This window comes from Streptomyces sp. NPDC030296 (genome assembly GCF_055572815.1).
Window position 1 is genome coordinate 81,025 of record NZ_JBVICQ010000009.1, and the last position, 12,816, is coordinate 93,840.

Genomic DNA, 12,816 nt, shown 5'->3' on the forward strand with positions numbered 1-12,816 from the left:
GAGGACCACCGATGGAACATCCCCTGGTCGTCGGCGTCGACGGCTCCGCGCCGAGCCTGCGGGCCGTCGACTGGGCGGCCGACGAGGCCGCCCTGCGCGGGGTGCCGCTGCGGCTGGTGCACGCCTCGCTGTGGCAGCGCTACGAAGGCGCCGCGCTCGCCGAGGACCTCGGCAAGCCGTCCGAGGAGACACTCGCCGAGGACATCGTCGACGCCGCCGCCCGGCGGGTGAGCGACCGCCGCCCGGACGTGAAGGTGACCACCCTGATCGTCCCGGAGGAGCCCGAGTACGCGCTGGTCCGGGAGGGACGGGAGGCCACCGCACTGGTCCTGGGCACGCGGGGGCGCGGCGGCATCGCCGAGTTCCTGCTCGGCTCCGTCAGCCTGGGCGTCGCCGCGTACGCCACCTGCCCCGTGGTCGTGCTGCGCGGCCACCCCGACGGACAGCCCCGGCCCGCGACGCACGGGCGGATCCTGCTGGGCGTCGGTGAGGAGGCGCACGGAGCCGAGGCCGTCCGCTTCGCCTTCGAGGAGGCGGAGCGCCGGGGCGCCGTACTGGAGGCCGTGCGCGCCTGGCGGTGCCCCGCGCACGAGACCACCGACCACCCCCTCCTCGCGGGCGAACCCGCCCGCCTGCACGAACAGCACGCCGCCGAGACCCTGGAGGCCGCGCTCGACGGCGTGGCAGCCCAGTACCCGACCGTGCGGGTACGTCGGCGCACCGCCGAGGGCCCCGCCCGCAAGGTGCTGCTCGACGCCTCCACCCAGGCCGACCTGCTGGTCGTCGGCGCCCGGCGCCGCCCTGAGCACCGCGTGGGGCTCCAGCTCGGCCGCGTCGCCCACACCGCGCTCCACCACGCCGCCTGCCCGGTCGCCGTCGTCCCCCACCGGGCGCACGACGACTGACACCGCGCACCCACCACGGCTTCCGAGAGGAGGCGGACCACATGTCCACCCACGTGCTGGTCGCCTATGGAACGACCAACGGATCCACCGCGAGGATCGCCGAGACCGTCGCGGACACCCTCAACGAGGCGGGACTCACCGCCGAGGCACTCCCGGCCCCGTCCGTGGCGAGCCTCGCGCCGTACGACGCCGTCGTTGTCGGCGGCGCGCTCTACGCGGGACGCTGGCACAAGGACGCCCGGCGCTTCCTGCGCCGACACCGTCAGGCCCTCGCCGAACGCCCCCTGTGGCTGTTCAGCAGCGGCCCCCTCGACCCCTCCGCCTCGGAACGGGACATCCCGCCCGTCCCCGGCGTGCGGAAGGCCATGCTCCGCCTCGACGCCAACGGGCACGTCACCTTCGGCGGCTGCCTCGAGGAAGGGGCCAAGGGGTGGGTCGCCGGCATGATCCTCCGGTCCGGGAAGGGCGGCGACTTCCGAGACTTCCCCGCGATCCGGGCATGGGCCGCAGACCGGGCGGCGGAACTCTCGGGAGTCGCGCAGGGCGGGAGCCGCGCCGCCCCGTGAGCGCCCATGGGCTCTCCACCGGGACCGGGCCACCATCGGCCCAGCATCGGCCCTCCGCCGGCCCGACCGGGCGGACGGCGGGCCGCCAGCCACACCTCGCGGCTGCTCGCCGGCGGGCACGGCGGGCACGCACCCGTGTGTCCCAGCGGCCGCGAGGTGCCCAGCGAGCCCTCCTGACAGGGGAGAGCAGGAGGACTCGCGCCACGGCCGCCGCCCTCACCGGCGCACAGGGCGGCGGCCGTCCGGACGCCCGAAGCCGTCGAGCCCGTCGCGACGTCCGTCGCGACCTACGGTGGGAGTGATCACTCGCCTCATGGGAGGAAAACACGTGGAGATCGTCGCGTACGGCGTCCAGTCGGACGAGGAACCCCTGCTGCGGGCGGCCTTCGACCGGGCGTTCGCCGACCGGCACCGGCTGCGCTGCCTGTCGCTGTTCCTGGACCAGGACACCGCCCCGACCGCCGACGGCCACGACGTCGTCCTCTGCGGCGTCAACGACACCCTGGACGCGGGAGTGCTGCGCACCCTGGCCGCGGGCGGCACCCGGATGATCGCCCAGCGTGCCACCGGCTACAACAACATCGATCTGACGGCGGCCGGGGAACTGGGCCTGACGGTGGCGCGTGTCTCGTACTACTCCCCGTACGCGGTGGCCGAGTTCGCGTGGGCGCTGGCCCTGGCCGTCGACCGGCGCATCGTCCGGGCCGCCCATCGCACCCGCGAGTTCGACTTCCGGCTGGCCGGGCTGATGGGCCGCGATCTGCACGGCCGGACCGCGGGCGTCGTCGGCACCGGCAAGATCGGCACCGCGTTCGCCCGGATCGCCCACGGCTTCGGCATGCGGCTGCTGGGCTGGGACGCCGCCGAGAACCCCGACTGCCTGGCGCTCGGCATGCGGTACGTCTCACGGGAGGAGCTGTTCGCCGAGGCGGACCTGGTGAGCCTGCATGTGCCGCTCATGGAGAGCACCCACCACCTGGTCGACGCGGCCGCCCTCGCCCTGATGAAGGACGACGCGCTCCTGGTCAACTCCAGCCGGGGCGGTCTGATCGACACGGACGCCCTGCTGGACACCCTGCGCGCGGGACGGCTGAGGGGGGTCGGCCTCGACGTGTACGAGGAGGAAGCCGGACTCTTCTTCCTCGACAAGTCGCTGGAGGTGATGACCGACGAGCGCCTCGCCCGGCTGATGACCTTCAACAACGTGCTGGTCACCTCGCACCAGGCGTACTTCACCCGGGAAGCCGTCGAGCAGATCGCCGCCACGACGATCGCCAACGTCGAGGACTACTTCGCCGGCCGCACCGGCGCCAACACCCTGGTCGGCCCCGCGACGACGTGACAGCGGGCCGGTCAGGGTGCCGGCTGTCACCGGAGGCTGCCGCTGCCGTAGGGCGCGTACAGGTCCAGCAGCCGGGTGCGGGCCGAGTGCAGACGGTGGGCGAGGATGCAGCCGACCCATTGGGCGACGGCGAACCCGAGCGCGGGGTCCTCCCGGCACATCAGACGGATCGCGGTGGCGTCGAACTCGTGGGCGCGCACCGGGCTGGTGGCCTCGGCCCCCAGGTGCCAGACGTGCGGCGTGAACAACCAGGACCAGCCGAGGAGCTCGTGGTGTCCCAGGGTCTCGATGACGGCCGGGCGGCGGCCGGGCACCCGCATGTCGAGGGCGACCGTGCCGGTCCGGATGATCCAGAACCGGTCGGCGGTGCCCCCTTCGTCGAAGATCCGGGCGCCCTGGGGGAACGACACCTCGCGCGCGAACCGCATGAGCCGCTGCCGGTGCTCGGCGGGCAACGCCCGCAGCATGCCGGGTGTGGGGGGAGCGTTCATGACGACCTCCGAAACGGGCGTACGGACCCTGTCACCTCCAGCGTCGTCCCGCGCCCCGCACCGGACCATGGGTCACCCGGCCCCATGGCCGGGACCACCGGGCACACCGGGAGAGCCCTTCGGTACCCCGAGGAGGATCCGTGGCGCCGAACGAGTGGACTCTCCGCAACGCGCCCGGACGGTTCGGTCGAGCCGCGCGGCGCCGGAGACCACTGCACGGACAACGTCCTCACCGGTGAGGTCGTGGACGACGGCCTGGAACCCCAGTGGGGCCTGGACCGGCGGCGCGATGATCTCGGACCTGCACGACCCGCGCCGCTGGGCGGAGATCGTCGCCACCGGGAAGCTCCTCGCGCGGCGACCCAGCGCGAGCGGCTCACGTTCCTGCCGACCGGCTTCCCCGGCACCCGGTACGGCCTCGGCATCACCCATGAGGGCCAGGAACCCTCCTCGCTGGTCGCCCGCGCGATCACCGAGGGCGTCACACCGGACAACATCCACGACCGCCCGGCCCCGCTGGGCTGACGCCCGCCCGAGGTCGGCGGCCAGAGGGTGTGCCCGGATCAGCCGGTTTTGTCCGGCGTCAGCCGGGGCGCCGGGGGTACTCGGCGCGCACAGGCGCTCACCGTGACGCGCCCCGAGAAGAAGGCCACCGCCATGACCACGCACACACGCGCGACACGATCCCGTACCCCGGTCCAGCAGGCGGCGCTGCTGGTCGGAGCGGTGTTCCTGCTGGTCGGGATCCTCGGATTCATACCGGGCGTCACCACGGACTACGACGCGATGGAGTTCGCCTCCCACGAATCCGGCGCCGAGCTGCTGGGCGTCTTCCAGATCTCCATCTTGCACAATCTCGTTCATCTGGCGTTCGGCGCGGCGGGACTTCTCCTGTCCCGCACCGCGCCGGGCGCCCGCAGTTTCCTGCTCGTCGGAGGCGCCATCTATCTGGTGCTGTGGGTGTACGGCCTGATCGTCGACCACCACAGCGACGCCAACTTCGTCCCCCTGAACACGGCCGACGACTGGCTGCACTTCGTCCTCGGCATCGGCATGATCGCGCTGGGCGCGCTTCTCACCCGCGGCCACACCACCCACCGCGCCCGCAGGTGACGCCGAGGGCGGGTGAACCGGTCACCGTACGTCGCCTCCATGGTCGCGAGCATGTCGCCCCGGCATCGCGTCGGTACGCTCAGGCCGTCAGAGCAACTTTCGCGATGAGCGGTGGAGAAAGCAACATGAAGCCGCGGCAGGGGTCCAGCTGTGACGGGCGGTTGGATCTCGATCGACTCCAACAGGTCTGACGAGAAAGGTTTCTTGCGCTTCCGTGGTACACGAGGGTCCATTGACCCCACCGACGACCCCTGGCTAGCCTCTTTCGGAAAGTATCCAGAGGATGTAGCGAAAACTTTCGACACCGCCGCCGGGTACGGCACCCCGCGCGGCACCGGCCGTCGGTGAAAGGACTCGACCAGGGTGTCCAACCTGCCTGATACCGGCAACACCTTCAGAAACCCGGTGATCCCCGGCTTCCACCCCGACCCGTCCATCTGCCGCGTGGGCGGCGACTACTACCTCGCCTGCTCCAGCTTCGAGTACTTCCCCGGCGTCCCCCTCTTCCACAGCCGGGACCTGGTCCACTGGACCCAGATCGGCAACGCCCTCGACCGGCCCAGCCAGTTGCGCCTCCCCAAGGAGACACCCGCCTCGGGCGGGATCTACGCACCCACCCTCCGCCACCACGACGGCCGCTTCTGGCTGATCGTCACGAACGTCAGCGGCGACGGCAATCTGCTGTTCACGACCACCGACCCGGCCGGCCCCTGGTCCGAGCCGGTACGACTGCCCGGCGTCCACGGCATCGACCCCGACCTCGCCTGGGACGACGACGGCACCTGCTGGTGCACCACCGCGGGCGTCGGGCAGATCCGCATCGACCCCCACACGGGGGAGACCCTCGGCGCCTCCCACCGTCTGTGGTCCGGCACACCCGGCGCCAAGGCCCCCGAAGCACCGCACCTCTACCACATCGGTGACCACTGGTACCTGCTCATCGCCGAGGGCGGCACCGAACGCTGCCACGGCGTGTCCATCGCCCGCGGCCCCAGCCCCACCGGCCCGTTCGAGCCCTGCCCCGACAACCCGATCCTCACCCACCGGGGCACCGACCACCCCATCCAGAACACCGGCCACGCCGACCTCGTCCAAGGCCCCGACGGCTCCTGGTGGATGGTCCTCCTCGGCGTACGCCCCGGCGGCGGCACCCCCGGCTGGCACGTCCTCGGCCGCGAGACCTACCTCGCGCCCGTCGAGTGGGTCGACGGCTGGCCCGTCGTCGGCGAGGTCTCCCTCACCATGCCCGCACCCGCCTGGCCGCTCCTGCCCCCTGCCACCGCACCCGAGGTCCGGGACGACTTCGACACGAGCGAACTCGCCCCGCACTGGATCTCCCTGCGGCACCGCTCCCCGGAGGACTGCACCACGAAGGAACGGCCTGGGTGGCTGACCCTTCGCGCCCGCGGCGGATCGCTCGACGAGCCCGATGTGACGTTCGTGGGACGACGGCAGCAGCACATGGCCTGCCGGGTGCGCACCTTGCTCGACGCCGCGGACGGGCACGGCGGCCTCGCCGTTCGCCTCGACGAGCAGCACCACTACAGCGTCGAGGTCTCCTCCGGCGAGGTGCGGGTCCGGGCCCGCGTCGGCCCGTTGAGCACGATCGTCGCCTCCCGCCCCGCGTCGGCGGAGCCCGTGGTCCTCCGCGCCGAGACGGGGGTCGAGCGGACCGCGCGCGGTCCGCTCGCCGGCCCCGACACCGTCACCCTCGGATTCGAGGAACCCGACGGCACCTTCACCGCACTCGCCTCGCTGGACGGCCGCTACCTGTCCACCGAGGTCGCCGGCGGCTTCACCGGCCGGGTCCTGGGAATGTACGCCTCGACAGACTCCGCGCACTTCGACTGGTTCGACTACGAGCCGCTCGACGACTGACGGCGCGCACCCCGGTGGGAGCGGCCAGGAGACCGCCCCCACCGCCAACCGCCGCGGACGACGCTCCCGTCTCACGTCGGCGGGCACCGCCGCGCCGCGCATCCGCTCCGTCGCGCGCGCCGGTGCCGCGTCAGTCCCCGGCGTGCCGTCGCAGCAGCGACCGGACGCTGAACGGCTGTACCTCCTGCAGCACGATCGTGGTGTTCGACCGGACCACTCCGGGTGCTTCCAGCAGCAGGTTCGTGATCCGGTGCAGGTCGGTGGTGTCCCGCGCGACGACGCGGGCCAGCAGATCGCCGTCGCCGGTGGTGACGAGCAGCTCGACCACCTCGGGGATCCGCAGGATCGCCTCCTGCGTCGGCTGCCCCACGCGCTGGCTGATCGACATCGTGATGAGGGCCGTCAACGGATACCCGAGGGCCGCCGGTGCCACGCGCCGACTGTGCTCCCTGAGAAGACCGCTCTCCTCCAGCCGCTTCAGGCGTGCCTGCACGGTGTTGCGGGCGAGGCCCAGCCGGTCCGCGAGGGCGACCGTCGTGGCCCGAGGATCCGTGTCGAGCGCCAGGAGGATCCGGGCGTCGAGGTCGTCGACATGTCGCATGGTGCTCAGTATGACAGGGCGCGCACCGGCTGTCGTTAAGCATTCTGCTCAACCTTTACGACACATATTGCGCATTCCGATGGCCGTCCCTACCTTCACGCCATGCAAAAAGCGCAATGCGACAGCATGTCAGCAAAGAAGGGGTCCCGTGCCGACCACCGTGTGTGGGGCGACGAGGCCGAGATCGTCGACGCCGCCATCGACTACGCGTGGCGGCGCATCACGGAGGCCCCGGACCCGGTGTCGGGCGCCCGCCCCGCCGTCGACCTCGCCCTCGCGGCCGGTACGGCCGTCACCCGCGAGGGGATCGGTGTCGCGGCAGCCGTCAAACTGTTCGATCAGGTCCTGTTGCCCGCCACACGCTCCCAGAACGCGCCGACGAACCTCGCCTACATCCCCGCGGCCCCCACCCGTGCCGCGCTCGCCTTCGACGCGGTCACCGGCGCGGCGAACATCTTCGCGGGCACCTGGGAGTCGGGAGCCGGCGCCATCCACGCCGAGAACGAGGCGCTGGCCTGGCTCACCGGACTGCTCGGATGGCCGAGCACCGCGGCGGGATGCTTCGTCAGCGGCGGAACCATGGGCAACCTCTCCGCGCTCATCACCGCCCGCGCCGCCGCGGCCACGTCAAGGCCGCGCCCCGCGGGCGGCTGGAAGATCGTGTGCGCCGACAGCGCCCACTCCTCGATCAGGTCCGCGGCCCAGGCGATGGACGTCGCCGTCGTCACCGCACCGGTGGACCGGCGGGGGCACCTCACCAAAGACGCCGTGAAAGCCGTGCTCACCTCCACGTCCGGGGTGTTCGCCGTGGTGGCGACCGCCGGCACCACCAACGCCGGACTGATCGACGACCTCGACGACATCGCCGACGTCTGCGCACGCCACGAGGTCTGGCTGCACGTCGACGGCGCCTATGGCGGTGCGGGCCTCGCGGCACCCAGCGTGCGGCACCGCTACGCCGGCATCGAACGCGCCGACAGCTTCATCGTCGATCCGCACAAGTGGCTGTTCGCCCCCTACGACTGCTGCGCGCTGCTGTACCGGGACCCCACGCCGGCCCGCGCCGCGCACAGTCAGACGGCGAGCTATCTCGACGCCATCGACCGCGAGGTCCACAATCCGACGGACCTGGCGCTCCACCTCAGCCGCCGGGCCCGCGGACTGCCGTTCTGGTTCAGCCTCGCCGTCCACGGGACCGAGCGGTATGAGCGAGCCGTGGAGCAGACCCTGACCACCAGCCGCCTCGTGGCCGACGCCATCCGCGCCGACGACGGGCTCCGTCTGCTGGTCGAACCCGAGCTGTCCGTGCTCCTCTTCGACCGTCCGGGCTGGGGCCCGCGCGACTACGCGGCCTGGTCCGCCCGCACCGCCGAAACGGGCGCGATGCTGTGCGTGCCGACCCAGTGGAACGGCGCGACGGCCCTCCGCCTGGCCTTCGTGAACCCGGAGACCGACGCGGAGGAGGTCATCGAAACCCTCCGCACGCTCGGTCGGGGCGAGCCGAGGGGGTGAGGCTGGGGGTGGCCGGGCGCCCCCGCGGCCGCGGCGGTCCCCATGCCGGGGCCGGAGCGGTGCCCCTCGCCGCGGTGCTCGGTGTGGCCGTAGTGGCCCTCGGGGGTGTACCCGGCGGGGGAGCCCGCGGGATTCGCCTGACCCGCGTCGCCCCGGCCCCCTGAGAGGGGGCCGGGGCTTCGTCGTGAAGACGCGTCATGTGAGAAGTGTTGACGCCTCGTTGGCCCCGCCCTTAACGTCTGGCCGGTCTCACGAACGCTGTTCGAGAAGTCGAACGGTCGGGGCGGGGTTCGTCGGGTCTACAGGGTGGTGCCCGCAGAACGAGACAGGAGATGTACATGTCCGCTGTTCTCTCCCGGCTGGCGGCGATGCTGGTCGCTGTCGCCCTCCTCTTCACCGGCCAGGTGTTGACGGCACAGGACCGGGCGGCCGCGGCCGACCCGGGCTATCTGATGACGCACTTCATCGGGGAGGGGGCGACCGGGCAACAGATCTACTTCTCGCACAGCACCGACGGCCTGCACTGGAACGACCTCAACGGCGGCGGGATGACGCTGCGTTCGACGGTGGGCACCCGCGGTGTGCGCGACCCCGCTCTGGTGCGCTCCCCCGACGGGAGCAAGTACTGGATCATCGCCACCGACCTGTGCATCGACTGCGGCCAGACCTGGAGTCAGGCCATCAACGACGGCAGCCGCAACCTCGTCGTGTGGGAGTCCACGGACCTGGTCACCTGGTCGCAGCCGTGGCTGCTGAACGTCGCCGGCGCGATCCCCGACGGACGCAACGCCTGGGCACCGGAGGCGATCTGGAACCCGGCCACCAACGACTACGTCCTGTACTGGGCGACGAACAAGCCCCTCAACGGCGCGACGAAGCACCGCATCTACTACGCCCGCACCAGCGACTTCCGCTCCATCACCACTCCGCAGACGTACATCGAGCGCCCCGGCACCCAGGAGATCATCGACACGCAGATCGTCGAGATGCCGGCGGGCGTCGGCGCGTACCGCTACGTCCGGGCCTCCGGCGACGGCCAGATCACGCTCGAGGGCAGCAACTCGATCCTCGGGACGTGGACCACCATCGGCAACCTGTCCGGGATCGGCCTGACCGGTGCCCAGGTCGAGGGTCCGATGTGGATGAAGTTCCGTGACCGCAACGAGTGGACGCTCTACCTCGACCAGTACGCCTCCGGCCGCGGCTACCTGCCCGTCTTCACGACCGACCCGACCAGCACCTCCACGTACCGGCTGCCGGCGTCGGGAAGCTACAACCTGGGCGGCACGAAGAAGCGCCACGGCTCGATCCTGACCTTGACGGCCGCCGAGGAGAGCCGGGTCCTCACCCGGTACGCGAACACCCCGGCCAACCGGCTCCAGTCGTTCAACTTCCAGGACCGGTACGTGCGGCACGCCGATTTCGACGTGCGGATCGACCCGAACGTCAGCCCCGCCGACGACTCCCGGTTCCGGCTCAGGCCCGGCCTGACCGGTTCCGGCACCGTCTCCTTCGAGTCGGTGAACTTCCCCGGCTACTTCCTGCGCCACTCCAACTACGACTTCCAGCTCGTGTACAACGACGGCACCGCCCAGTTCGCCGCCGACGCCACCTTCCGCCGGGTCGCCGGCCTCGCCGACGCGGGCTGGTCCTCGTTCCAGTCGTACAACCACCCCGACCGCTACATCCGCCACTACGCCTACCAACTCCGCCTCGATCCCATCACCAACGCGACGGGACGCGGTGACGCCACCTTCCGGGTGACGAGCTGACCCACCGGCCCGACCGTGGCACCCCGCGCCCTCCCGACCGGTGCTCCGCCGGACGGGAGGGCGCACGCCCACGCCACCGGCGCGTGTCCCGGTTGACGGGCGGGGCCGCACGACGAGGATGACGGGTCATGACGATCGTGTTCCGGGTGCCCGCCGACGGGGCCGAGCGGGTGGGCTTCGCCTATTCGCCGGCGATGGAAGCCGTCCTCAGTCTCCATGTGCTGGTGGAGCCGAAACACCACCCCGTCCAGCACGGCTGGGTGCGCGGGATGCGGAGACTGTCACCCGCGCTGAAGAGGGAGATCGAGGCGTTCGCGTACGCGGTGCGCTCGTACTTCCCCGAGTTCCTCTTCCCCCGTCCCACCGGCGGACTGCCGGACTTCCGGGCGGAGTTGGCGGCCCTGCGCACGGCGGACCCGGACCTGATCCGCCTGGAGTTCGCCGTCCCCCTGCTCACCCCCTGGCCGGACGACGACGGCGGGGGCAGGGACCCGGGGCTGCTGCACCGCCCGGACGTCCGCGAACGGCTGCGCGCCCTGGCCCTGCGGGACAGCGACCCCGCGATGGCCGCGATGCTCCTGGACGACCCCCGCGCCCTGCTGGAGCGGTTCCTGGACATGCTGGAGCGCTACTGGCGCGAGGCGTTCGAGGAGGAATGGGTCCGCGTCGAGCCCGATCTGGCCGCCGGCGTCAGCGAGGCGGGACAGCAGATCGCGCGGAGCGGCCTGTACGGGATGCTCCGCGGCCTGTGGCCTGAGGTGCGCAGCGACCACCGGGCCGAGCGGTTCTGGCTGGAGCGCCCCCACGACCACGAGGTCGTCATCGGCGCGGACGACACACTCCTGCTCGCCCCGAGCACCTACGTCTGGCCGCACGTCCGGGTGAACTGCGACGGTCCGTGGCCCCTCGGCCTGGTCTTCCCCGTCTCCTCCATCGCCAGGGAGGCCCGCCCGCGGATCCCGCCGGCCCGGCTCGTCGGGATCCTGCGGGCCCTCGCCGACGACACCCGCCTGCGCGCCCTGCGGCTCATCGCCGAACGCCCCCGCAGTACCCAGGAGTTGGCGCCGCTCGTGGGCGTGAGCGAGGCCGCGCTGTCGAAGCATCTGCGGGTGATGGCGGACGCCGGCCTGCTGGAGCGCCGACGCGAGGGCTACTACGTCCTGTACCGGCTCGTGCCCGGTCAGGTGGCGGGCCTCACGCCCGGCCTGGAGAGCTTCCTGCGCCACGACGACGGCCCGGACGACCACCGGCCCGACCGGCCCGCCCGACCGGCCCGGAGTGATTAGCCATTTGCCTAATAAGTGGATCACTGTCCGGCGGCGGGCCGACAGTGGGCGCCATGTCACTGCTGAGAGACCGCGACTTCCTGCTTCTCTTCGTCGGCCAGGGCGTATCGCGTTTCGGCGACGGCCTGTACACCGCCTCGACCGCCTGGCTGGCCTGGACCCTGACGAAGGACCCGGCCGCCGTGGCCCTCGTGGGCGTCTCCGCCTTCGCGCCCGCGTTCCTCGCCACCTTCGTCGTCGCCTCGTACGCCGACCGCCATGACCGCCGGAAGCTGATGATCGCCACCGATCTGGCCCGGGTCGTGGTGGTCGCTGCGGGCGCGGTCCTGCTGTACCTCGGGCTGCTGAACCTGCCCGTCCTGGTGGCGACCACGGCACTGCTGGCCCTGCTCGGTGCCCCGTTCGCCCCCGCCCGCAACGCCATCGTCCCGCAGATCGTGCCCACCGAACGCCTCCAGCAGGCCAACGGCCTCCTCCAAGTGGCCTTCAGGGCGGCCTTCTTCGTCGGCCCGCTGATGCTCGCACCGCTGCTCGACCACGCCTCGCTCCAGTGGGCGCTGGTGGTCAACGGCATGACGTTCCTGGCGTCGGCGGCCGCCCTCGCCGGCCTCCGCGTCCGGCGCCCCGCACCGGCCGGCGATCGGACGGGCCTGTGGTCCGATCTCGCGGCGGGGTTGCGGGCCGTGCGCGCCGCCCCCGACGTCCTGGTCGTCATCGTGACCTTCGTGCTCGCACTGGCCCTGGCCAACGGCTTCCTGACGGTGGGTCTGGTGACCGTCGTGGGACAGGGCGGCCAGTACGGGCTGCTGCTGGGCGTCGCCGGTGTGGCCGAGGTGGCCGGTGCCCTGCTGCTGGCCCGGCTGCCGATCCGCCGGGCGGCCCTGGCGGCGGTGCTGGCCTGGGCCGTGCTCGGGATCTTCCGCGCCCCGCTGGGAACCGTCACCTCCACGGCCGTGGCGGCCCTCCTCCTGGCCGCGACGGGGCTGGCCTCGGCCCTGACCGACATCCCGCTGATCGCGCTGGTGCAGCGGCGTGTCCCCGACCGCCATCTCGCGAAGGCGCTCGGCCTGTGGGAAGCCGGTATCGCCGGTGCCCTGACGGTCTCGCCCTTCGTGGCCTCCACCGCCATCACCCTCGTCGGAGCGGCCCACGCCTTCGTCCTCTCGGGCGCCGCCCTCGTCGTCCTGGCCACGGCGGCCGCACTCGTCCTGAGGCGGGTCGGCGCGGACCGGCCCGACACGGCCGGCACCGTTCCGGGTACGGACGAGCAGTCCGGGGTCGCCGCGGAGACAGTCAGGTGAGCCGGCGCGAGCACCGGCGTCGCGCGCCACGCGACGAAACGCGACGGGT

12 protein-coding genes are annotated in these 12,816 nt (G+C 72.2%); 10 read left to right on the forward strand and 2 right to left on the reverse strand.

What is annotated here, in order from left to right:
• The first annotated feature begins 11 nt into the window (after positions 1-11).
• The 3 genes from ACZ4Z3_RS25575 to ACZ4Z3_RS25585 all read left to right on the forward strand — a co-directional run bounded on the left by ACZ4Z3_RS25575 (position 12) and on the right by ACZ4Z3_RS25585 (position 2,813).
• Positions 12-905: a universal stress protein gene (locus ACZ4Z3_RS25575; protein WP_468503187.1), complete on the forward strand. Its 894-nt coding sequence runs from the start codon at positions 12-14 to the stop codon at positions 903-905.
• Positions 906-946: 41 nt separating this feature from the next.
• Entirely contained in the window at positions 947-1,471 is a 525-nt protein-coding gene (locus ACZ4Z3_RS25580) for a flavodoxin domain-containing protein (RefSeq protein WP_468503188.1), read from the forward strand.
• A 328-nt stretch (positions 1,472-1,799) separates the two neighbouring features.
• Positions 1,800-2,813 carry a 2-hydroxyacid dehydrogenase gene (locus ACZ4Z3_RS25585; RefSeq protein ID WP_468503189.1) on the forward strand — a complete coding sequence of 338 codons (1,014 nt, stop codon included), beginning with the start codon at positions 1,800-1,802 and terminating at the stop codon, positions 2,811-2,813.
• A gap of 26 nt (positions 2,814-2,839) precedes the next feature.
• On the opposite strand, the gene ACZ4Z3_RS25590 is transcribed toward ACZ4Z3_RS25585, so the two are convergent.
• A complete protein-coding gene (locus ACZ4Z3_RS25590) occupies positions 2,840-3,304 on the reverse strand; it encodes a cyclic nucleotide-binding domain-containing protein (RefSeq protein ID WP_468503190.1) in 465 nt (154 codons plus the stop codon).
• Between the two features lie 84 nt (positions 3,305-3,388).
• Here ACZ4Z3_RS25590 and ACZ4Z3_RS25595 point away from each other — a divergent pair, with 84 nt between their 5' ends.
• From ACZ4Z3_RS25595 to ACZ4Z3_RS25605, 3 genes are all read left to right on the forward strand, one after another.
• Positions 3,389-3,829 carry a hypothetical protein gene (locus ACZ4Z3_RS25595; RefSeq protein WP_468503191.1) on the forward strand — a complete coding sequence of 147 codons (441 nt, stop codon included), beginning with the start codon at positions 3,389-3,391 and terminating at the stop codon, positions 3,827-3,829.
• Positions 3,830-3,961: 132 nt separating this feature from the next.
• Complete coding sequence (locus ACZ4Z3_RS25600; protein ID WP_468503192.1) at positions 3,962-4,417, forward strand: DUF4383 domain-containing protein; 456 nt, start codon at positions 3,962-3,964, stop codon at positions 4,415-4,417.
• Between the two features lie 363 nt (positions 4,418-4,780).
• Positions 4,781-6,295, forward strand: a complete 1,515-nt coding sequence (locus ACZ4Z3_RS25605) for a glycoside hydrolase family 43 protein (protein WP_468503193.1) — start codon at positions 4,781-4,783, stop codon at positions 6,293-6,295.
• A 130-nt stretch (positions 6,296-6,425) separates the two neighbouring features.
• On the opposite strand, the gene ACZ4Z3_RS25610 is transcribed toward ACZ4Z3_RS25605, so the two are convergent.
• On the reverse strand, positions 6,426-6,896 hold the full coding sequence (locus ACZ4Z3_RS25610) for an Lrp/AsnC family transcriptional regulator (protein WP_055512289.1): 471 nt from the start codon (positions 6,894-6,896) through the stop codon (positions 6,426-6,428).
• A 126-nt stretch (positions 6,897-7,022) separates the two neighbouring features.
• On the opposite strand from ACZ4Z3_RS25610, the gene ACZ4Z3_RS25615 reads away from it, so the two are divergent.
• From ACZ4Z3_RS25615 to ACZ4Z3_RS25630, 4 genes are all read left to right on the forward strand, one after another.
• Positions 7,023-8,408 carry a pyridoxal phosphate-dependent decarboxylase family protein gene (locus tag ACZ4Z3_RS25615; RefSeq protein ID WP_468503194.1) on the forward strand — a complete coding sequence of 462 codons (1,386 nt, stop codon included), beginning with the start codon at positions 7,023-7,025 and terminating at the stop codon, positions 8,406-8,408.
• A 338-nt stretch (positions 8,409-8,746) separates the two neighbouring features.
• Positions 8,747-10,180: a glycoside hydrolase family 43 protein gene (locus ACZ4Z3_RS25620; RefSeq protein WP_468503195.1), complete on the forward strand. Its 1,434-nt coding sequence runs from the start codon at positions 8,747-8,749 to the stop codon at positions 10,178-10,180.
• Between the two features lie 128 nt (positions 10,181-10,308).
• Positions 10,309-11,466: an ArsR/SmtB family transcription factor gene (locus tag ACZ4Z3_RS25625; RefSeq protein WP_468503196.1), complete on the forward strand. Its 1,158-nt coding sequence runs from the start codon at positions 10,309-10,311 to the stop codon at positions 11,464-11,466.
• Positions 11,467-11,519: 53 nt separating this feature from the next.
• On the forward strand, positions 11,520-12,767 hold the full coding sequence (locus ACZ4Z3_RS25630; protein WP_468503197.1) for an MFS transporter: 1,248 nt from the start codon (positions 11,520-11,522) through the stop codon (positions 12,765-12,767).
• Positions 12,768-12,816 lie beyond the last annotated feature (49 nt).

What these genes read in the sequence shown, in the direction of transcription:
- ACZ4Z3_RS25625 (WP_468503196.1), top strand. Translation starts at nt 10,309, where the DNA reads ATGACGATCGTGTTCCGGGTGCCCGCCGACGGGGCCGAGCGGGTGGGC.
- ACZ4Z3_RS25620 (WP_468503195.1), top strand. Translation starts at nt 8,747, where the DNA reads ATGTCCGCTGTTCTCTCCCGGCTGGCGGCGATGCTGGTCGCTGTCGCC.
- ACZ4Z3_RS25580 (WP_468503188.1), top strand. Translation starts at nt 947, where the DNA reads ATGTCCACCCACGTGCTGGTCGCCTATGGAACGACCAACGGATCCACC.
- ACZ4Z3_RS25630 (WP_468503197.1), top strand. Translation starts at nt 11,520, where the DNA reads ATGTCACTGCTGAGAGACCGCGACTTCCTGCTTCTCTTCGTCGGCCAG.
- ACZ4Z3_RS25610 (WP_055512289.1), bottom strand. Translation starts at nt 6,896, where the DNA reads ATGCGACATGTCGACGACCTCGACGCCCGGATCCTCCTGGCGCTCGAC.
- ACZ4Z3_RS25600 (WP_468503192.1), top strand. Translation starts at nt 3,962, where the DNA reads ATGACCACGCACACACGCGCGACACGATCCCGTACCCCGGTCCAGCAG.
- ACZ4Z3_RS25595 (WP_468503191.1), top strand. Translation starts at nt 3,389, where the DNA reads ATGGCCGGGACCACCGGGCACACCGGGAGAGCCCTTCGGTACCCCGAG.
- ACZ4Z3_RS25575 (WP_468503187.1), top strand. Translation starts at nt 12, where the DNA reads ATGGAACATCCCCTGGTCGTCGGCGTCGACGGCTCCGCGCCGAGCCTG.
- ACZ4Z3_RS25615 (WP_468503194.1), top strand. Translation starts at nt 7,023, where the DNA reads ATGTCAGCAAAGAAGGGGTCCCGTGCCGACCACCGTGTGTGGGGCGAC.
- ACZ4Z3_RS25590 (WP_468503190.1), bottom strand. Translation starts at nt 3,304, where the DNA reads ATGAACGCTCCCCCCACACCCGGCATGCTGCGGGCGTTGCCCGCCGAG.